This is a genomic window from Amycolatopsis sp. lyj-84, from assembly GCF_046549075.1.
In the GTDB taxonomy this organism is placed as follows: domain Bacteria; phylum Actinomycetota; class Actinomycetes; order Mycobacteriales; family Pseudonocardiaceae; genus Amycolatopsis.
Genome location: NZ_JAJPWO010000007.1, coordinates 83229 through 103281, shown reverse-complemented (window position 1 = coordinate 103281; position 20053 = coordinate 83229). Strand labels below are relative to the sequence as shown.

The window sequence follows — 20053 nt, the reverse complement described above, 5'->3', positions numbered from 1 at the left end:
ACCCACCACGCCGCTCAAGACCGGCGCGAAGCCTTGATCGGTACCAGGGTCCGCGGCTCGAGTGCCGCCAGCACCCGAGCCGCGAACGGTCTGGTGGCCAGGCCCCGGCGGACCTCGCCGACCTCCTGCCACGCCCGCCGGACGGCGCCGTCGCCCACCGGGACACCGGACCACAGCGTCACGTCCAGCACCTTGGCCAGCCTGGCGACAGGCTCGCGGATCCCCTCCCCGGCGAGCGCGCCCGCCGACTCGGCGAGGTCGCGCGGGGTCATCCCGATCCGGAACGGCACGCCGTGCGCGCGCAACCGGTCGCGGATCTCGTCCCAGGCGCCGAGCACCCCTTCCGCACCCGAACGGCGACGCCGCCGCCGCGCACGGACGACCTTCGCCATCGGCACCCCGAAGAGCCACAAGAGTCCGAAAAGGACGATCAGGGCGGCGGCCGCCAGCCACCACCAGCCCGCTCTTACGTCGGTGCTCTGGTCCTCGGCGGCGTCCGGCGGGGTACCCGGCGGAAGCTGAGGCGGCCGAAGTTCCTGTTCGGCGGGCAGCTGGGCCCTCGCCCGGGCGACGGCCTTGCCGGGACCGCCTTGATCCCGTCCCGCCTTGCCGGCGGTGGCGGTCGGGTCGAGTGCCACCCAGCCCACCCCGGCGACCGCGACTTCGGGCCACGCCAGGACATCGCGGTTGCGGACGACGTTCATCCCGCCGTCGGTCTCGGCCGAACCGCGGAACCCGACGACCAGCCGCGCCGGGATGCCGCTCATCCGCGCCAGTACCACGTACGCGGTGGCGAACTGCTCGCTCGTGCCCCGTTTGCTCTCCAGCAGGAAGTGCCGCAACTGCGGCCAGCCGTGCCCGGTCGGCAGATCCTCCTTGCCCACCGCGACCTGATAGTTCGTGCTGAGGAAGCGTTCCAGCTGCAACGCGGTCTGGAACGTCGGGCGCAGACCGCGCACGGCGTCCCTGGCCACCTGCTCGAGTTCGGGGGGCACCGCGCCGAGTCCGCCGAGCCCGCCCGGCGCCCGCGCGTCGACCTCCCCGGCGCCCAGGTCGACGTCGGGTGAGGACCAGCTGAGCCGGTAGTTCCGTTCTGGGCCGGTGGACGCCGAATCCATCATCAAGGTGCCCGCGGACTCGTCCACCAGCGGCGTCAGACCGTCCACACCGGTGAGATCCGGATGGCTCGGCAGCCACGGTCCCGCGAGCCCGCGCACCCGCAGTTCGGCGGAACCACCCGCACCGTCGGGAGCGCCGTCGAGTCCCGCGCCGAGCCGCCGGAGCCGGGAATCGGCCAGCCAGTTCGACCCGTCGAAACCGTTCAGCACGATCAAGCGCCATTGATCGACGGGGGTGTCGCCGCGGTAGCGGAACACCTCCTCGTCCGGCCGGGTGAGCCGCTGGGCGATGTCGTCCAGCGGGTTGCCGAGCCTGCTCTTCGGCGGCGGCGCGGCCTGGGTGTCCTTGAGCGTCAGCGGATCACGTCCGACCGGATCGAGCCCGGCGAGCACGACGGCGCCCGCGACGAGAGCGACCACAGTGGACAGTGCGGGCCAGACCGCCGATCCCGTCACGCGCCACGAGAACCGCGGTCCGCCGGGTGCCCGGACCACCTGCCGGCGGCCCGACCACAGCAGGAGCCCGGCGGGCAGCGCGTACCCCAGCGCCGCCGCCACCGCGCCGATGCCCGTCAACGCCTGGTACGCCTGCGCGAGTCCGGCGACGGCCAGGCTCGGCACGAGCGCCACGAGCGGTTTCTTCAGGCGCAGCACCAATTCCAGCCCGAGCACGACGGCGATCAGCACCGACAGCGGGACGAACAGCAGTTGTTCGGGAACCGGCCGCGCGGGCCAGGTGGACTGCAGGGTGAGCTGCCAGCCTTCGGTGAGGCCGCGCGCCACCCCCTGCACCGACGCCGTGGTGGGAAGGTAGGCGAGCGTGGTCGAAGTCAGCACCGTCTCGATCAGACCCAGCAGGCCGAGCAGCGCCACGAGCAACGGCCGGTAGGGAACCAGCTTGGGGAACTTCGCCGTCAGCTCCGCGCAGCCGTAGCCGACGAGGACGACCACGAGCACCGGAACGAGCAACGCCTCCCAGCCGAACACCGGCGCGAAGAGCAGCCCGGCGACCCCCGTCGCGCCGAGCAGCCCGGCGACCGCGATCCGGTCGAATCCTGCGCTCATGCCTTGCCCGCCAAGGAATTCCACTGGGCCGCGGCACCGGCGGCGTCGACGGCGATGATCAGGCCGCCTGCGCCCGCCGACGGCCTGAGGTCACCGAGCCGGACCACGGTGTCGGGCAGCCAGCGAGCGGCGTGGCCGAGGTCGGCGTCCGGTCCGGTGATCACGACCAGCACCCCTCCCGGGCGCTGACCGGCGGCCAGGACGGACGGCAGCAGGGGCGCGTCGTCCGCCGCGTCCTGCGTGACGAGCGCGAGTTCGTCCAGCAAGGTCCTCGCCGCGCGCACGCCGCTGTCGGTCAGGGTGTCCGCGCCCGTGGCGGTGATCAGGCGGCAGTGCTGTCCCGCCGACGCCGACGCGTAACACAGCGAGGCCGCCACCTCGACGGCCTCCTCGAAGACGGCGGGGCTCATCGACGAGCGCCGCGTGTCGAGCACGGCGGTGAACCGCGGCTGGGCCGGATCGGCGTACTCACGCACCATGAGCCGCCCGGTCCGGGCGGTCGCCTTCCAGTGCAGATGCCGGACCTCGTCGCCGATCACGTACTCCCGCACCGCGCGCAGATCCGCCGAACCGCGCAGCGGCGGATCGGTGATCGGGCCTTCGTGGTGATGCCGAGGATGGCCCGCCTGCGCGGCGCGCACCGCGTGCCGCCGCGGATGCACCCACAGCCAGGCGGTCCCGCCGACGGTCTGTTCGCCGCGGGCGAGGTCGAACAGATCCGGCCGGTGCACCACGAGTGGCCCGACCCGCAGTTTCCCGCGTGTCGTCGTCGGGAGTTCGTAGTGGTACGTGGCTTCCGCGCCGGGGGCGAGCGGGCGGACGCGCAGGCGGTGCGTTTCGGTCCCGATCCCGTCCCCCGCGGCGAAACCACCGTGCTTGCGCGAAGCGGTGTTGCGCACGACGAGCGAGGCCAGCGCGGGCTTCCCGCGTTCGACCCGGTCCGGCCGGACCGTCCGGCCGATCTCCACCTTCGGCCGGAACCTGGTGGTGGCCAAGGCGATCAGCACCGCGGCCGCCGCGATACCGGCGAACGCGCGGAAGAACGTGTACCCGCCGAATTCGCCGAGCGCGTAGAACCCGGCGGCGAAGACGAGCACGATGACGCCGCGGCGAGTGAGCCGCACGCCTACCTCCCCATCGCGGCCATGGGCGCGGCCGTCGCGCCCAGGAGTTCGTCGACGATGTCGGCGGTCCGCCGCTGGTTGAGTTCCGCGTCGGGCGTCAGCACCAGACGGTGGTCCAGCACCGGATGCGCGACGTCCTTGACGTCGTCCGGCGTGACGAAGTCGCGGCCGAAGGTGGCGGCGAGCCCTTGTGCCGCGCGGATCAGCGCGATGCTGCCCCGGGGGCTCGCGCCGTAGCGGACGTCCGGATGCGACCGGCTCGCCGCGGCCAGCCGGACGGCGTAGTTGACGATCTCCGGTGCCAGATGGGACTTCCGCACCTCGTCGATCACCTGCTGGACGTCGGCGATGCTCAGCACCGGCTTCAGTTCGTCCGGGGTCACCCCCGCGCAGTCCCCCATCACCACCCGCATCTCGGATTCCAGATCCGGGTAGCCGACGGAAATACGCATGAGGAACCGGTCCAGCTGCGCTTCGGGCAGCCGGTAGGTGCCTTCCAGTTCAATCGGGTTCTGCGTGGCCACCACGAGGAACGGCCGCGGCACCGCCTGGCCGACCGAATCGACGGTCACCCGGCGCTCGGCCATCACCTCCAGCAGCGCGGCCTGGGTCTTCGGCGTCCCCCGGTTGATCTCGTCCGCCAGCACCACGTTGGCGAAGATCCCGCCGGGGTGGAACTGGAAGCGCTCGGTGTTCTGGTGGTAGACCATCACGCCGGTGATGTCGCCGGGCAGCAGGTCAGGGGTGAACTGGATCCGGCTCCACCGGCCGCCGATGCTGGCGGCGAGGCAGCGCGCGATCGTCGTCTTCCCGACGCCGGGCACGTCCTCCATCAGCAGGTGCCCCTCGGCGAACAGCGCCGCCACGGTGAGCCGGACGACCTCCGGTTTTCCGCGCACCACCGATTGCACGTTCTCGGCGATCTGCTCGTAGGCGACCCTGGGTGTGAGCGTCACAGAACTTCCTCGTCCTTTCGTCGGCCGGTCACGACGGCACACCTCGCCAGGTGTCCGTGGCGGTGCCCGCCGAGGTCTTGATGGATGCGGTGATCGTGATGGCGCCGAGCCAGGAGACCTCCGAGATGACCAGGGTCGTCGCCCCGGAACAGGCCACCGGCTTGGTCTTGCCGAAGAACTCCGCCTGGCAGGTCGCGGGAGCGCCCTTCCCGTCGGCGATCACGGAAACGAACAGCTTGTTGCCCTCGCCCCGCACCTGGGTGATGGTGATCGTCGGCGGCCCCGAAGCCACCGGCACGGTGACCTTCCGGCTGCCCGCGGCCCCGGTGAGCGCGGCGCCCGAACCGAATTTCGTCACCGCGCGGACCGTGATGGTAATGGCGCCCTTGACCCCGGTGAATTCCGTGGACCTGGCCGAAAGCTTGCGCTCGCCCTGGCCCGTCGCGCTCACCAGGTAGTGCACCAGCGTGCCGCCGCGGAGGTCGGGCTGGGTCCAGCTCACCGAGACCTTCCCGTCGGCACCGGCGTTCGCGGTGACGACCGGGGCGGTGGCGGGCCGCGACGCCGGACCCGGGACGACGGCCTTGGCACTGGCGCCCGCCCCGACGCCCGCCGAATTCTCCGCGACCACGGTGATCACGTACGGGGTTCCGTTCTTCAGCCCGGAAACGGTGGCCCCCCGTGCCGACCCGCCGACCCGGGTGGAACCGCCGGACCAGGTCAGCCGGTAGCCGGTGACCCGCGCGCCGTTGTCGGCGGCCGGGCTCCACGAGACCTTGATCGAGCCGTCCCCCGAGGTCGCGCCCACGTTCCTCGGCGCGCCGGGCGGGGTCGCCTTCGCCACCGGCGGAACCGGTTTCTGCGTGTTCGGCGGCGCCTGCTGTTGTTGCTGCGGCTGCTGCGGTTGTTGCTGCTGCGGCGGGGGTTCGTTACCGGACGGCGGTTCCGGGGTGGCCGACGGCGCTCCCGCGGTCTGGCTGCTGGCCGCCTTGTCGACATCGACGTCGAGCACCGTGCCGTCCTCGCCGTTGACGACCAGGACGTGCGAGCCGTCGGAGCTGTCGACGTAGATCCGGTTGTCCTCGCCCTTAGCCAGCCTCGCCGCCGCGGCCTGGCCCGGCACCTTCACCGTGGACTTGAGCTTGCCCGCCATGTCGTAGGTCAGGACTTCCCCGCGGGTTTCGTCGACCATGGCGAAGACGTTCGACGAGGAGACCGGGCCGTTGAACCGGCTGCCCTTGGTCAGCTCGACCGAAATCGGCTTCGCGGAAGGGCGGTCCTGGTCGAGGCCGCTGATGTCGATGAGGTGGAGCTGGTTGCGCTCCGGGTCGGCGATGGCCAGCCGGTCACCGACGGCGCTGGTGGCCACCTGGGCCGACGGCGAGAGCTTGATGCCGAGGGGAAGGGCTTCGCCGAGCCCGTCGAGGCCGACCCGGTGGAGGCTGTCGCCGGTGGTGTCGAGCACGACCGGCCGGTCACCCACCAGCGTGAGCCCGCCGCCGTGCGACGGCGGGAGATGCGCGGTGCAGGTCAGGACGGCCGCGCCCTTGGGCAGCTCGCAGATCGAGCCGTTGTCGACCCGGTGCACCCACACCGTGCCCTCGACGGTCGCGACCGGCCGGGACAGTGGCCCCCCTGCGGGCACTGTCGCGGTCGGATCGCCGAGGCGCACGACCTGACCGGCGTTGCGGTAGACCAGGTACGGACCCCCCATGACCTCCATCACGAACGGGGTCTCCGGCGCGGGCGGCGGCTTGGACTCGTCCACGCTCAAGGTCGCCTTGTCGAACTCCGTGATGCGGTTCCGCTCGACGACGTAGCCCGAGTCGTCCCCCTGCACGACCTGGCTGCCGCTTTCGGCGCCGGGCACGTTCGCGCGCGCGTCCACGCGGTTCGTCGAGCCGTCGACGTGGAACGCCGACTGGGCGGCGTCGTTGTACACCCAGTGGCCGACCTGGACGAATTCCAGCGCCGCCGGGGTGGACGCCTGTCCGCTCACGGCCAGGCCGACCAGCGCCAGGCAGCCCGCGACCACCAGCGCCACGGCCATCCGGGTCCTGGCCACCACGCTGAACCGCTTCGTGCTCCGCTCGTCGGTGTTCACGCGATCAAGCTAGAGAGCGACCATGAAATTTCGATGAAACAGCCTGTCGGCGGACCTGCCGGGCCGTGTCATCGAAACCTCATGTTCGCCGGGGACGCTGAGGCGCACACGGCTTGAGGAGGCAGGACGATGACCGATCTCGGCGCGGCCAGGACGGGCGAGCGGTACCAGGCTCCGCCCCCGCCGCTTCCCCGGGCGGCGCCGGCCGTACCGCGGGCGGAGGCCCTGCCCGGCCCGCTCGCCTACGCGGCGCCGGACGCCAGGGCCGCCGCACGTGAGGCCGCGCTGGCCGCGTTGAGCGCCGCACGCCAGGCGGAACAACGACCGCGGTGGTCCGCGACGGCGCCCGTTCCCGCTCCGGTTCCCGGGCCGCCGCGGCCGAGTCCGGTGGCACCCGCTTCGGGACGGCGTCCCCGCCGGATCGGTGTCCTGCAGATCGTCTGCTGGCAGCTCGTCGCCGTCGCGCTCGTCCTGGTGGCGGGACGGCCGTGGCCGCTGGCGGCCGCCGTGGTCACCGCGGCCGTGGTGACCGTCGCGCTGACCGCCGTCCGGGTTCGCGGGCGCTGGCTCTACGAATGGCTCGTTTCGGCGTCGGGATACCTGACCCGCGACCGCGACCGGGATCTCCGGAACGCGGGCGAGGCGGGCCGGGCGCTGCTGAGCCTGCTGTCCCCGGAAGCGGCGGGGACCACCGGCGAGATCGGCGGCGAGACGGTGTTCATGGTCAGCCGCGCCGACGGGATCACCGCTGTGCTGCAACCGAAATCGGCCGCGCGAGAGCGGCCGATGCCGTCACCGCTGACGTTGCTGCCACCGTCGCGGGAACAGGCTCTGGACGTCGCCGCGCAGGTCATCCAGCATGTCGGCGCGGACCGCTCGCGGCCGCCGCGCGGCTGGGTCGCGTTGCAGGCGTTGCGCACCGTCGACGTCCACCACGACGCCGACGTGCGGCAGGCCCTCGGGAACACTGTCCGGCGGGTGCGGCGGCAACTCCGCCGCGACGGCCTGCCCGTGCGGTCGCTCGCCGAAAACGAGGTCCTCGGCGCGCTCGCGTCGCTGGCGCATGTCACCGCGGGCCGGGCACGCATCCGGGAGGAATGGCGGTTCTGGCACAGCGGCCCGATCTGCCAGGCGACCTTCCGCCTCGAAGGCTGGGACGCGTTGTCACCGGCGCTCGCGGCGGACCTCTCGCGCCGCCTGCTCGCCGCCGCGCCCCGCGCCGCGGTGACGCTCGCCGTGACCGCGCGCCGCGGAGCCGAGACCGAACCCCGGGTCAGCGCGGCGATCCGGGTCGCCGCCGCGGGGGCTCAAGCGGTCGAGCACGCGGTGCGGGACCTCGAACTCGCCGTCCGCCGGGGCGGACTCACCCTGGACCGGCTCGACGGCAGGCACGCCAAGGGAGTGGCCGCCACGCTGCCGATCGGGGTCAGTTGAGCACGACGATCGCGACGTTGAGCGCCGTCGCGTACGACGTCCAGGCGAGGTACGGCAGCAGCAACACGGCCGAAACCCGGGAAGACCGGCGGAAGTACAGCGCGGTGACGACGATGGCGACGTCGAGCAGCACGATGTCGGCCAGGGCGAGGCCGTACGCGCCCGCCGCGAAGAACAGCGGGGTCCAAGCGGCGTTCAGGACCAGTTGCACCGCGTACCAGACCAGCGCGCGGCGCTCGCCGCCGGATTTCCAGTACAGCCAGCCCGCCACCGCGATCCCGATGTACAGGACCGTCCACACCGGACCGAACAGCCAGGCGGGCGGCGCGAACGGCGGCAGTTCGAGTCCACTGTAGACAGATCGGGCGTTGCTCGCGGCCAGCCCGCCCACGAGCGCCGCCACCGCGACGGCGGCCAGAAACGGAAGTAACGCCAGCGGCGCGCGGAGCCGTCCCGGGATCGTGGTCATGTGTCGAGCGTAAGGCCGCGAGCAGGCTCTCGCGCGCTCAAAAACCGGTCGCGTTCGCCCGTAAGATCGATTACGCCATGAACGACGAAACCTTCCTTGCCACCGTGGCCGGCGGCCTGGCCGCGCTGCCGTCCGTGCACGCCGTCACCCTCGGCGGGTCACGCGCCCAGAACACGCACGATCCCGGCAGCGACTGGGATTTCGCCGTCTACTACCGCGGCGGCTTCGATCCGGCGGACCTGCGCGCCGTCGGCTGGGACGGCGAAGTGTCCGAGATCGGCGCCTGGGGCGGCGGCGTGTTCAACGGCGGTGCCTGGCTCACGATCGACGGCAGGCAGGCTGACGTCCACTACCGCGACCTCGACGTCGTCGAACACCATCTCGCCGAAGCACGGGAGGGCCGGTTCCACTGGGAGCCGTTGATGTTCCACCTCGCGGGCGTCCCGAGCTACCTGGTCGTCGCCGAACTCGCCGTCAACCGGGTGCTGCGCGGCGACCTGCCGCGGCCGGAGTACCCGGAAGCGTTGCGGGAAACCGCTCCGCCGATGTGGCGGGGCCGCGCGGAACTGACCCTGCGCTACGCCCGGGGCGCCTACGTCGCGCGCGGCGCGGCCACGGAGGTCGCGGGCGCGCTGGCCACCGCCGCCATGGAGACGGCGCACGCGGTGCTGGCGGCGCGTGGCGAGTGGGTCACCAACGAGAAACGGCTGCTGCGGCGGGCGGGATTGCGCGAGATCGACGCGATCGTCGCCGGTCTGCGGCCGGATCCCGGCGTTCTCGCCAAGGCGCTGGACGAGGCGGACGCGCTGCTTCTCGCCGCTGTGGACGGGTAGGGCGAAGGTGGCGGGTGGGTCGGGTCGGTCGTGAGTGGCGTTTCGGGTTATTGAGAGGTAAGTCAAAGGTGGCGTGACCGAGCCTCTGCGATGAAGGCTCCCTTCGCTGGCTTCAAGGCTGAGAGGTGGCCTTCGCGGCGTGGTTCTGGACCGGTCGGCGAGCGCCACTCGTTCCTCGAGCGTCTACGGGGGGGACTCCCAGACGGCTGAATGTCCGTTTGATGACTAGATGTTCGGTTTTCGAGGAGGTCGTGAGTGGCAAAGAGGGTTAGAGCGGACCGGTATTTGCCTGCCTACGCGTGACCAGGGCGAAGGTGTGGTGCGGTAGTCGAGGGGGTCGGTCCTGTCTCGGAGCTCGATGACACCGGACTCTCACCGCGGCAGGTTCGGGTGTGGAGGATTCGGGACGTTCAACGTCCCAAATCCTCCACACTCGGCTGGGGTGGCGCTCACGCGTGTGCCGGGCGTTGACGATGAAGGAATGGGGACGTTGAGTGTCCCGATTCCTTCATCGTCGAGGGGTCGCTCCGGTCTTGGTACTTGATCGACGGAGGATCGGGGACACTCAACGTCCCCGATCCTCCGTCGATCAAGACCGTGCCACCCCGCAACCTCGCGGACGGCAGCCGAGTGGGGAGGATTTGGGACGTTGAACGTCTCAAATCCTCCCCACTCGCCCACAACGGCATCCAGAACAAGCGCTACAAGCCACCGAGATGACATCAGGATCCAGTGGGCAGGCAAATACGGGTCCACCAGAACCCGCTTTGCCACTCACGACCCCCGTGACCAGGCACACCACCGTTGCCCTTTTCGCCACTAAGTAGCCAAAATCGCCCGATAGGATGGTCGAATTTGGCGGCCCGGCGCCGCCGGGTTCTAGTTGTCGCCATGTCCACGACCGATGTCTCCGCCCTCGCGCGGACCACACTGGCGGCGCACCAGTCGCTGTACCTCGCCACCGCCGGCGAGTCCGGCCCCTGGGTGAACGGCGTGTTCTTCGCCGAGTCCGACCTGTTCACCCTCGTCCTCGTCCTCGAACGACGGGGGCGCACCCTGGCCGCGATCCGGAGCAACCCGGTGGCTTCGGTCATCGTCTCCACCGGCTCGCCCGCCGACCCGTTCCTCCAGGCGATGGTCCGCGCCGAGATCCTGGACGGCGACCGGGCCCAGACCGCCCGCGACCTGCTCGTGGCGAAGGTCCCCTACGTCGCGCCGTTCCTGGACACGCCCATCGAGACCGTCCAGCTGACCGTGGACTCCTGGCGCGTCACCGACATCCCCAATGGAATGCTGCCGGGCAAGGACCTCGCGGCCGTCTGACCGCTGTGGCACGCGTCACGGAATGAGCGGCGATCTCGAGCGCTACAGAGAGAGAAGACCCGTTCTTATCCAAGGGAGTGACATGTCCGCTACCGCCACGCCGGAAGAAACCGCTCTGGCCGTCCCCGCGCTCGACGACTTCGACTTCCCGCTCACTGACGGCGCCGCCTGCCGCATCGACGACCCGGACTGCGAAGCCTGCCAGTAAGCCGTTCGTGTGAGGGGGACGGGGACGTACAGCGTCCCTGTTCCCCTCAGGTTTCGATCCTGCCGCGCAGGTCCTGAAGGATCTTCGTGAGCAGGCGGGAAACGTGCATCTGGGAGATGCCGAGACGTTCGGCGATCTGCGACTGGGTCAGGCCGTCGAAGAACCGCATCGTGACGATCGCGCGATCCCGGTCCGGCAGCCGCTTCAGCAACGGGACCACGGTGTGGCGGTCTTCGATGAGCTCGAAGCGGGAATCCAGCTCGCCCACCACGTCGGCGAGCGGCGCCGAGCCATCACCGTCGTTGACGGGCTTGTCCAGCGACGACGTCTGATAGCTGTTCGCGGCGAGCAGGCCTTCCCGGACGTTTTCGACGTCCACGTCCAGGTGACCGGCGAGTTCGGTGGGCGTCGGCGCGCGGCCGAGGAGCTGGGTCAGCTCCGTGGTCCCCCGGGCGAGCCGGGTGCGCAGTTCCTGCATCCCTCGCGGGACGTGTACCGCCCAGCCGGTGTCGCGGAAGAAGCGGCGCACCTCGCCCATGACCGTCGGCACCGCGTAGGCCAGGAATTCCCCGCCCAGGCCGGGGTCGAACCGGTCCACGGCCTTCATCAGCCCGATCCGGGCCACCTGGACCAGGTCTTCCCTCGGCTGACCGCGGCCGCTGAACCGGACGGCGATGTGTTCGGCGACCGGCAGGAACTCGAGGATCAGGCGTTCGCGCAGCCGACGGCGCTCAGGGTGATCCGCGGGTAATGCGGCCATTTCGTCGAACAGAGGGCGGCAATGCGAGTAGTCGTCACCCCGCCGCGTCTTAGTGCCGCTGCGGTCGCGCGGAGCCGGTAGCACCTCGTCGCGCGAGGTGGACCGGTCGAGATCTTCCACGAGGGACGGCGCGTTCATCGAAGGCTCATCTGTCCCTTCCGGACCGGCGTGACGTTTTCCGTCAAAGCACTGGTACCCGTCGGGCCGGAGCGGCAAACATCGACGCGCGACGAAAAGCCCGCCCTACTCGACGATCTTCAACGTCGGCAGCAGGCCGGTGAGTTCGATGGCCCGGCGCACCACCTTGGAGGGCGCCAGCCCCAGGTCGGTCCCCGATTCGGCGCACTGGCGATTCAGCTGCACCAGCACGGACAGGCCCGAGGAATCGCAGAAGCCGACACCGGTCAGGTCGATCACCGCCACGCGGGGAGCGCCCGCCAGCAACGCGCGGATCTCCGACAGGAGCCGGGGACTGGTCGAGATGTCGATATCGCCCGTCACCGCGATCGTGATGGCGCCGTCCGAGCGCGCCGCCTCGACCACGGTGAGAGGAGCGGACTGCCCGGTATCAGTGTTGAACGCCATTCAACGAACGGTAGAAGGACACAGATCGACCTGCAACCGCCAAGGCCGCTCGCTACCCTCGGCGGCATGGCCTGCCGCATCACCGAACTCGTCCTCGACTGCGCCGATCCCGTCCGGATGGCGGCGTTCTGGTGCGAAGTCCTCGGATACGTGGAGCTCGGCGTCGAAGGTGAAGACATCGAGATCGGCCCGCCCGGAACCGGATTCGGCGGCCCGCAACCCACCTTGATCCTGAGCCGCGGTGACGACCCGAAGCCCGGCAAGCTCCCTCTGCATCTCGACGTGAACCCCACCGACCGCGACCAGGACGCGGAACTGGAGCGGTTGCTCGCCGCCGGCGCGCGGCCCGCCGATGTCGGCCAGACCGGGGAGGAGTCGTGGCACGTGCTCGCCGACCCCGAAGGCAACGTGTTCTGCCTGCTTCGCAAGCGACTCGACCCCTGAGACACGCGCCTCGATTGGAGGCTGCCACCACGGGGTATTCGGTGAAGGACAAAGAAACCTAGTGAACGGGCTTCGATGGCGGACGAACGACTGTGGCAACGCGACAAGGCGGAATTCGGCTCCGGCACGAACGCGCCGGAGGGTCCTCTGTCGGAGCAGTTCGTCGAATTGACCCGTCTGTTGCTGGTCGCGTCGACACCCGCACAGGTCCTCCAGCAGGTCATCGACGCCGCGTACCGGGTGGTACCGGGCGCCGATCTGGTGTCGATCACCCTCCGTGCCCCGGACGGGACCTTCCACACCCCTGTTTCGACCCGTGAAGTGGCGTTGGAGCTCGACGAGGTGCAGTACCGCGCCGGAACCGGCCCCTGCGTCGATGCCGCAGCCGACGGGAGCCCCGGCCACATCCGCAGTGACGACTTGGCGAACGAGACGAGGTGGCCGGACTTCTCCCGGGCCACCGTCCAGCACGGCTTCACCTCGATCCTGTCGACCGTGCTGGTGCCCGACGCGAAGCCGCCGAAGCTGCCCGGGGCGCTGAACATCTACGGCCGCCGCCCCGCCGCCTTCGACGCCGCCGCCCAGGACATGGCCCTGCTGCTGGCCACCCACGGCTCACTCGCCCTCGCCGCCACCACCGCCGTGAGCCGCGCGGACCTGGAGGCGAGGCACCTCCGGCGGGCCGTCGAGTCCCGCGACGTCATCGGGCAGGCGAAGGGGATCCTCATGCAAAGACGCGGGCTGACCGCCGACGAGGCCTTCGACCTGCTTCGCCGCACCTCCCAGGACCTCAACGTCAAACTCGCCGAGCTCGCCGCCACCCTGGCCACCCGGCACACGGAGCTCGACACCCCCTGAGGACGCGGACGGACCCGTTCACCTCGTGCCTGGTTGCAGGTCCGTGAAGGCCTCCTTGCCTACCCTGAAGGTAGGGAAGGAGGCCTTCACGGACTACGTGATCGCCCTCCGAAGCCTTAGCGACACCCGCCAGCCCCAGCAGTCACGGGCGGCAGCGCGTGAAGGACCCCTTCCCCCGAGTACATGAAGGACCCCTTCCTGTACCTAGGCGCAAGGAAGGGGGCCTTCATGTACCGCAGAGGAGAGCCAGAGCGGCAGTGGCGTGGCGGGCCGTTGCGAGGGCCGCGCCAGCCAGTCCGGGTGTCGCGAACTTGCGAACACTCGCACGCAAAATCCTGTAGGTACCTAGGGCGCCCTTGGCTATAACCCGAATCGCCACTCACGACCGCCGTTTCAAAAGGATCTACTCCGGGTAGCCGGTAGCACGAGCCATGACTTGCGTGAGGTGAGTTCATGACAGGGACCGGAAAAGGCAAGCGACCGGACCGCATCGGGACCACCGACGTGGAGCGCCTGGAAACCGCGGTCGACGTCCTGCGCGCGCTGGACTACCGGCAGGGCGGCGCCTTTTGCCGGGACGCGGTGCACGTGGTGAAAACGGTCAGCCTCCTGCTCCATTGGGGCGCCGTCCCGGCGGCGCTCCGTTCGCGGCTGCTGACCGTCCTCGCCGATCTGCACAATCTGCTGGGCTGGACGGAATTCGACATCGGCCACCGGATACCGGCGCGGATCCGGTTCGGCCGCGCGCTCGACCTCGCCGCCGAGGCGCGGAACGACAATCTCGTCGCGAACATCTGCTACCGCCTCGGCAGGCTGGCCCTCCACCATGACGACGTCGAGGGCGGGCTCGGTCACCTGCGGCGGGGGCAGGCCGCCGCCCACCGGTCCGGATCCCGGCGGGCACAGGCGATCCTCACCGTCAACGAGGCCTGGGCACTGGCCAAAGCGGGTGACGAGCGTGCCGCCCTCACGAGTTTGGGACACGCGGAGAGCCAGTTCGAGGGAGCGGACGACTGGGCCACCGCACGCCCCTGGGAAGCCTTCTTCGGCACGACGGACATGGCCGCGATGCGCGGTACCGTCCTGACCGAACTGGCCCACGTCGTCACCCCGCGGCACAGCGACGAGGCGATCGACAGGCTTCGTGACGCCACCGCCGGTTACGGCGCGGACATGTCCCGCAGCCTGGCGCTCACCTTGATCATGCTCGCGCAGAACCACGCGCTCCAGGGCGACTTCGACGAAGCGGTCCGCACCGGGACCGAGGCGGTGGACCTCGCGCGCGGCCTCGGTTCCGCCCGGACCAAGGACCGCCTCGGCCCGCTGGCGGAACTGCTGCGGAACCACGCGACCGATTCCGGCTCCCGCGACCTGCTCGACCGGATCGACCGCTACCGCGCGGAACCGGCCCCGTAGCCGGCGAAGCGCCGTCCGAGCAGGATCGCGGTCACCGCGAAACCGAGGCACAGACCGGCCCACACGCCCCAGCCGCCCCAAGCGAACCCGTAGGCGCACAGGAACATCGCGGGCACGCCGACCACCCAGTACCCCACAAGAGTGCAACGGAGCCCGGAGACGGTATCGCCGAGCCCGCGCAGCAGGCCGACGAGGATGTTCTGGGTCCCCTTGCTGTACTGCTGCGCGATGGCGAACACCAGCAGGGTCGACGCGGTGCCGAGCACCACCGCGTCCGCCTCGCCGTGCAGGAACGGCCACAGCAGGAACTCGGGCACCACCAGGTATCCCAGGCTCACCACCGCCATGAAGCTCCACGAAAGGGTGAGTGCCTGACGCGCGATCACCGGAGCCCGCCGCGGTTCGCCGTGGGCGACCGCGCGGCTGACCAAAATGGACGATCCCTGCGAAAGCCCGATGTTGGCCTGGTAGACGATGTAGGCGAGCTGGTTCGCGACGTTCGACGCGGCGAGCATCGCCGGGCCGAAAGCTCCCATCAGCACCGTCGCGATCGAGGTGATCGCGGCCTCCGATCCGTAGGTGAAACAGATCGGGGTCCCGTGCCGCACGATCCGCCGGACCACCGCCGGATCCGCACGCCAGAGCGCGAGCGACACCATCGGGCGCAGCCGCGGGTCCTTGCGCACGGCCGAGGCGAACACGGCGAGAGTGAAGAACTGGACCAGCGTCGTCGCCAGCCCGATCCCGGTGACGCCCAGTGCGGGCAGCCCCGCCCAGCCGTAGATGAAGGCGGCGTTCAGGGCGGCGTTGACCGCGATCGACACGCACGTCACCGCGAGGAGCGAACCGGGACGGCGCAGCCCGACGGCGAACTGGCGCAACACGTTCAGCCACACCATCGGGAACAGCCCGCCCGCCAGCGCGAACATCATCGCCCTGGCGAGCGAGACGATCTCCGGCTTCTGTCCCAGCAGGGGCAGGGCGGCCGCCAGTCCACAAAGGACGGCCGCCCCGACCGCCGCGGTCAGGGTCGCGACGAGCAGCGCCGACCGCAGGAGTGACCGGATCTCGTCCCGCGCGCGCTCGTCGGGTTCGTCCGTGCCGGTGCGGAGTTCACCGGCCCCGGCGGCCGTGGCCACCAGGTTCCCGACGCCGGTGACCATGCCGACGCACATGGTGCGGATCTGGTTGTAGAGCAGGATCGCCAGGCCGCCCGCCGCCACCGCGGTCACGCCGAGCAGGCCGAGCATGGCCAGGTCGACGCTGGTGAGCGCGACCTGTGCCAGCTGGATCCCCGCGATCGGCGCGGCGAGCGCGACGAGCGCCCGGTAGCCGCGCGCTGCCACCGCCGTGGTCACGCGCCCACCGCCACCGGTGCCGAACGAGCCCGCCGGTCGCGCGTGGCCACCCGCACGGACTCGGCGTAGGTGGTGAACCAGCGGTCCATCCGGCGATGGGCCAGTTCGTCGAGCACTCCCCTGGCGCGCAACCACTCGTCGTCGTAGACCGAGTCGAGGTACTTCTCCCCGGCGTCGTTGCAGAGCACCACGACGACGCTTCCGGCCGGATACGAGTAGAGCCGCCGCAGCGCGACGTGGATCGCGCCGCCGGTCGTCCCGCCGACCAGGACACCGGTGCGCCGGGCGATGACGCGGGCACCGGCGAAGGCGTCGCTGTCGGACACGCGGTGGGCTTCGCCGATCACGGACCGGTCCACGTTGTCCCCCACCGGGAATCCGGCCGGGCTGCCCGCCCCGGTCTGGTGGTAGATCCCCGGCGTGCCACCGAAGATGATCGAGCCGACGGGTTCGACGGCCACCGCGTGGGTGCCCGCTCCCGCCGCGCGCAGGGCCCGGGCGGTCCCGCACAGGGACCCGCCGGTGCCGATCGCCGCGACGAGCACGTCGACGTCGCCGAGCTGCTGCACCAGTTCCCGCGCCAGCCCGGCGTAACCGTTGCCGTTGCCGGGATGGTTGTGCTGGTCGGGGTGATAGGCGCCGGTTTCGGCGGCGATCCGGGCCGCGACCTGCCGCCGCTGGACCGAGCTCACCCCGCCGTCCGGCGGGCAGTCGACGAACACCAGTTCCGCGCCGAGCGCGCGCAGCATCCGGAGCTTTTCGCGGGCGGCGTGGTGATCGACGATGGCGGTGAACCGGTAGCCGCGCTCCAGCGCGACCAGCGCGAGCCCGTTCCCGGTGTTGCCGGACGTGGGTTCGACGATGTGCCCGCCCGGCAGCAGACGGCCGTCGATCTCCGCCTCGTCGATCATCTGCCGTGCCATGCGCACCTTGCACGAGCCCGTCGGGTTGAGGTGGTCGAGTTTGAGCAGGAGCCGCGTGCCGGTACCGGTGCGCGCGAGCTCCAGCAGCGGCGTGCCACCGATCAGGTCGGACGCGCGCTGGACGATCGTCATCGGATCTCCTGGATCGGGTAGTCGGTGTCGACGTGCCAGCGGTCGCCGTCGAGCACCACCTTCGGCGGCAGGGGGAGCTGGTGGAAACCGCTCTCGTTCTTGTCCATCTGGTAGCCGGCCGTGTTGGGGTACACGAGCAGGTCGCCGCTCTTCGGCCGCGCGGGCAGTTCCACCGCGCGCCAGGTCAGCACGTCGTACTCCATGCAGCTCGACCCGGCGACGATCGTGCGCACCGGCTCGCCGCCCGGCCCGTCCTGGCGCACCAGGAGCGGATCCGGCAGGAACTCGCTGCCCTTCCACTGTTCGGACAGGCTCATGGACAAGCCCGCGACCGTGGTGATCAGGTGGTCTTCGGCCGGTTTGCAGCCCAGCACCGGGAACACCGAGAACCCGGCGCCGTCGACGAGGGCCCGGCCCGGTTCGAGCAGCAGCTCGATCCCGGCCGCGCGCAGGCGATCCGCGAGCGGTTTCCCGGCGATGTCGTGCCGGAGGATGGCGGTGACCATGGCCGCGCCCGTCGGCGTCTGGTGATACGGGTAGGTCCGGGCCGGATTGCGGCCACCGTGGAACCAGCCGTCGTTCCTGCCGGACTCGAACCGCTCCCAATCGCCGGAGTCCACATAGGACACGGCGATCCCGCCGCCGATGCTGATCTTCGACGCGGGGTGCCCGAGCGCGCGGGCGTCGCGGCAAAGATCGATCAGGTACGCCGCGAGTTCCGCCCGCGGCACGGGATCGTAGCCGTCCAGATGGAACGAGAAACCGCGCACGACAACGGAATCCGCACACTGGCGCACGGCCATCGTCAGCGCTTCGGGGGCGAACCCGAACCGGCTCTCCGGCGCGGACGGCGGCCGCACCCGCAGCAGCACCTCCGCCGTCTCACCGAGCTCGGCGGCCAGGCGCGCGACGCGTTCCAGTTCGTCGGCCGCGTCCACCGCGATGAGGCAGTGATGCCGCAACGCGAGCCAGAGGAGGCCGTCCGGTTTGGCCGCGCCGGTCACCCCGATCGCTTCCCCGCGCAGGCCGTTTCCGAGCGCGTGCACCAGTTCGGGCACGCTCGCGACGTCGACCCCGGCACCGGGCCGGGCACATTCCCGCAGCCACGTCGCCGCCTTGTTCGCCTTCTTCCCGTAGTAGACGGTGCCCGGCACGCGCTCGGCGGCGAGCGCCGCGATCATCCCGTCGAGGTTTTCGGCGAACGAAGCCGGATGGACCACGTGGAACGGGCCGCCGCCGATCGCGCGGGCGATCTCCCACAGGGTCTCGGAATCGCGTAACCGTGGGGCCCACGGGCGTTCGAGCGCGGGCAAGGGCGGGGACAGGGTGTCGATCAGGTCCACAGCGCCACCTCGCGGCCGCGGCCCGCGGCGATGGCGCGGGCGGCCAGCGCGTGCGCCACCGGGATGTCGGTGATGATCATGCCGCTGCTGAAGGCGAACACGCGGTCGTCGTCACCGCGGCGGCCCGGCGCCCGGCCCGCGAGGATGTCCGGCAGCTCGGCGTCGATGCGGAACACGCCGTCCGGGCCCGCCATCCGCTGCCCGGTCACCTCGACCTGCGCGCCGTTGGTGGCCACGGTGTAGTCGGCCTCGGCGAGCGTGCCCTCCTGGACTCCCTTGCTGGCGACGGAGATCAGCAGCCCGCCCGGCGGCAGCCAGCCGAGACGGATCTTCGGGTGCGCGGCCCGGCCCGAAGCGGCGACCACGATGTCGGACTCGCGCGCCGCGGCTTCCACGTCGTCGACGAGTTCGACCTCGCGGTCCGGGAACCGGTCCTTCACCGCGGCGACGCTGTCGCGCAGTCCGTCGGGATGCGTGCCGAACAGGCGCAGCCGTTCGAGCCCCGGCAACGCGGTGAGCAGGTACGGCAGGGTCCGGATCCCCTGCGCGCCGGTGCCGACCATGAGCGCGGTGCGCGCCCCCGGCCGGGCACAGGTCCGCGCGATCAGCGCGGTGCTGGCGGGCGTGCGGGTGGCGCCGACCCGATGGCAGTCCATGAGCGCGAACGGGAGGCCGGTGGTGTCGTCGTAGAGGGTGATCGTCGTGTAGTACTTCTCGGCCGACGTGCTTCCCTGCCGGTAGCTCGTCTTGAACGCGGCCTGTTCGAGGGAACCGTCGTAGCCGAGCATCGAGTACGCGACGGCGTCCCGCGCGGGATCCGGCATCGGCACCATCAGCTTCGCCGGGTTGCGCGACGCTCCGGACGCGTAGGCGAGGTAGCCGTCTTCGACCATCGTGATCGCCTCGTGCGGCGCGAGTTCGAGGTTGTGCAGATCCGTCCGGGTGAGGATGTGCAGCGAGGGGCCGGAGTTCATGAACGGTCGACCTTTCTGGTGGACAGGATGGTGGACGGTGCGACACGCGCGTCCCGGATCTCGAGAGCGCGATCGGAGCACGCACCGACCAAGGGCAGGTCATGGCTGATGAAGAGCACGCCGAGGCCGTCTTCGTCCGCGGCACGGCGCACGGTCGTGACGACGGCGGCGGTCGTCGCCGGATCGAGTGCGGCGGTCATCTCGTCGCACAGGAGGTAGCGGGGTTCGCCGACGAGCGCGCGGGCGATCGCGGCCCGCTGCAACTGCCCGTCCGACACCTGGCGCGGGTACCGGTCCAGCAGTCCGGGTGGGAGATCCGCCTTGGCGCACAAGCGTTCCCAGTCCACGCCGGACTCGGTCGCGCAGATCTCGATCGACCGGCGCAGGGTCAGGCGGGGATCGACGGACCGGCGCGGGGACTGGAAGAGCATCGCCACCCGGCCGTCGATGCGCACCTCGCCTTCCAGCGGCTTGTCGAGTCCGGCGAGGACGCGGGCCAGCGACGTCTTGCCGCTGCCGGACGGCCCGACGAGACCGACGATCTCCCCCGGCCCGACGTCCAGGTCGACGCCGGAGAGCAGCGGCGTGCGGCCGTGGCCGACCGCGACGGAGCGAGCCGAAAGCAT

At 70.9% G+C, this 20053-nt stretch carries 19 protein-coding genes; 7 read left to right on the top strand and 12 right to left on the bottom strand.

The genetic code is table 11. The features are described 5' to 3' along the window. Positions 1–14 precede the first annotated feature (14 nt). The 4 genes from ACLJRM_RS22030 to ACLJRM_RS22015 are packed head-to-tail and all read right to left on the bottom strand — an operon-like array spanning position 15 to position 6367. Positions 15–2183, bottom strand: a complete 2169-nt coding sequence (locus ACLJRM_RS22030; RefSeq protein ID WP_410664158.1) for a DUF3488 and DUF4129 domain-containing transglutaminase family protein — start codon at positions 2181–2183, stop codon at positions 15–17. Next, positions 2180–3307, bottom strand: coding sequence for a DUF58 domain-containing protein (locus ACLJRM_RS22025; RefSeq protein WP_410664157.1), 1128 nt, complete (start codon positions 3305–3307; stop codon positions 2180–2182). Before ACLJRM_RS22025 ends, ACLJRM_RS22030 begins: the two co-directional genes overlap by 4 nt. Before the next feature lie 2 nt (positions 3308–3309). Further along, positions 3310–4263 carry an AAA family ATPase gene (locus ACLJRM_RS22020; RefSeq protein WP_101609872.1) on the bottom strand — a complete coding sequence of 318 codons (954 nt, stop codon included), beginning with the start codon at positions 4261–4263 and terminating at the stop codon, positions 3310–3312. A gap of 28 nt (positions 4264–4291) precedes the next feature. Then, the gene (locus tag ACLJRM_RS22015; protein WP_410664156.1) at positions 4292–6367 is read right to left on the bottom strand and encodes a fibronectin type III domain-containing protein; all 2076 of its coding nucleotides are present in this window, start codon (positions 6365–6367) and stop codon (positions 4292–4294) included. A gap of 129 nt (positions 6368–6496) precedes the next feature. Between ACLJRM_RS22015 and ACLJRM_RS22010 the strand changes: the two genes are divergently transcribed. Beyond that, positions 6497–7801, top strand: a complete 1305-nt coding sequence (locus ACLJRM_RS22010; RefSeq protein WP_410664155.1) for a type VII secretion protein EccE — start codon at positions 6497–6499, stop codon at positions 7799–7801. On the opposite strand, the gene ACLJRM_RS22005 is transcribed toward ACLJRM_RS22010, so the two are convergent. Further along, on the bottom strand, positions 7794–8270 hold the full coding sequence (locus tag ACLJRM_RS22005; protein WP_101609874.1) for a TspO/MBR family protein: 477 nt from the start codon (positions 8268–8270) through the stop codon (positions 7794–7796). The two genes, ACLJRM_RS22010 and ACLJRM_RS22005, sit on opposite strands and share 8 nt — an antisense overlap. 77 nt (positions 8271–8347) lie before the next feature. On the opposite strand from ACLJRM_RS22005, the gene ACLJRM_RS22000 reads away from it, so the two are divergent. The 3 genes from ACLJRM_RS22000 (at position 8348) to ACLJRM_RS21990 (ending at position 10634) form a co-directional block, all read left to right on the top strand. Next, positions 8348–9103, top strand: a complete 756-nt coding sequence (locus ACLJRM_RS22000) for a nucleotidyltransferase domain-containing protein (RefSeq protein WP_410664154.1) — start codon at positions 8348–8350, stop codon at positions 9101–9103. Positions 9104–9994: 891 nt separating this feature from the next. Next, positions 9995–10426 carry a pyridoxamine 5'-phosphate oxidase family protein gene (locus ACLJRM_RS21995; RefSeq protein ID WP_410602910.1) on the top strand — a complete coding sequence of 144 codons (432 nt, stop codon included), beginning with the start codon at positions 9995–9997 and terminating at the stop codon, positions 10424–10426. A gap of 82 nt (positions 10427–10508) precedes the next feature. Further along, a complete protein-coding gene (locus ACLJRM_RS21990; protein WP_007031507.1) occupies positions 10509–10634 on the top strand; it encodes a hypothetical protein in 126 nt (41 codons plus the stop codon). A 46-nt stretch (positions 10635–10680) separates the two neighbouring features. Here ACLJRM_RS21990 and ACLJRM_RS21985 read toward each other — a convergent pair whose 3' ends face one another. Continuing rightward, complete coding sequence (locus ACLJRM_RS21985) at positions 10681–11532, bottom strand: SigB/SigF/SigG family RNA polymerase sigma factor (RefSeq protein ID WP_101609877.1); 852 nt, start codon at positions 11530–11532, stop codon at positions 10681–10683. Positions 11533–11637: 105 nt separating this feature from the next. Further along, on the bottom strand, positions 11638–11979 hold the full coding sequence (locus tag ACLJRM_RS21980; RefSeq protein ID WP_101609878.1) for an STAS domain-containing protein: 342 nt from the start codon (positions 11977–11979) through the stop codon (positions 11638–11640). 66 nt (positions 11980–12045) lie between these two features. On the opposite strand from ACLJRM_RS21980, the gene ACLJRM_RS21975 reads away from it, so the two are divergent. From ACLJRM_RS21975 to ACLJRM_RS21965, 3 genes are all read left to right on the top strand, one after another. Further along, entirely contained in the window at positions 12046–12423 is a 378-nt protein-coding gene (locus tag ACLJRM_RS21975) for a VOC family protein (protein WP_101609879.1), read from the top strand. Positions 12424–12498: 75 nt separating this feature from the next. Then, positions 12499–13281 (top strand): GAF and ANTAR domain-containing protein, encoded by a 783-nt coding sequence (locus ACLJRM_RS21970; RefSeq protein ID WP_101609880.1) that lies wholly within the window; start codon positions 12499–12501, stop codon positions 13279–13281. A gap of 453 nt (positions 13282–13734) precedes the next feature. Further along, positions 13735–14697, top strand: coding sequence for a hypothetical protein (locus tag ACLJRM_RS21965; protein WP_101609881.1), 963 nt, complete (start codon positions 13735–13737; stop codon positions 14695–14697). On the opposite strand, the gene ACLJRM_RS21960 is transcribed toward ACLJRM_RS21965, so the two are convergent. From ACLJRM_RS21960 to ACLJRM_RS21940, 5 genes are read right to left on the bottom strand one after another with little or no spacing between them, the layout of a single operon-like run. Next, a complete protein-coding gene (locus ACLJRM_RS21960; protein ID WP_410664153.1) occupies positions 14673–16055 on the bottom strand; it encodes an MATE family efflux transporter in 1383 nt (460 codons plus the stop codon). The two genes, ACLJRM_RS21965 and ACLJRM_RS21960, sit on opposite strands and share 25 nt — an antisense overlap. Next, a complete protein-coding gene (locus ACLJRM_RS21955; protein WP_410664152.1) occupies positions 16052–17110 on the bottom strand; it encodes a PLP-dependent cysteine synthase family protein in 1059 nt (352 codons plus the stop codon). The genes ACLJRM_RS21960 and ACLJRM_RS21955 overlap by 4 nt, the downstream gene beginning before the upstream one ends. Next, positions 17107–18453, bottom strand: coding sequence for a Y4yA family PLP-dependent enzyme (locus tag ACLJRM_RS21950; RefSeq protein ID WP_410664151.1), 1347 nt, complete (start codon positions 18451–18453; stop codon positions 17107–17109). Before ACLJRM_RS21950 ends, ACLJRM_RS21955 begins: the two co-directional genes overlap by 4 nt. Continuing rightward, positions 18444–19427, bottom strand: coding sequence for an ornithine cyclodeaminase (locus ACLJRM_RS21945; protein WP_410664150.1), 984 nt, complete (start codon positions 19425–19427; stop codon positions 18444–18446). The genes ACLJRM_RS21950 and ACLJRM_RS21945 overlap by 10 nt, the downstream gene beginning before the upstream one ends. Further along, on the bottom strand, positions 19424–20053 hold the full coding sequence (locus ACLJRM_RS21940) for an ABC transporter ATP-binding protein (RefSeq protein WP_410664149.1): 630 nt from the start codon (positions 20051–20053) through the stop codon (positions 19424–19426). The genes ACLJRM_RS21945 and ACLJRM_RS21940 overlap by 4 nt, the downstream gene beginning before the upstream one ends.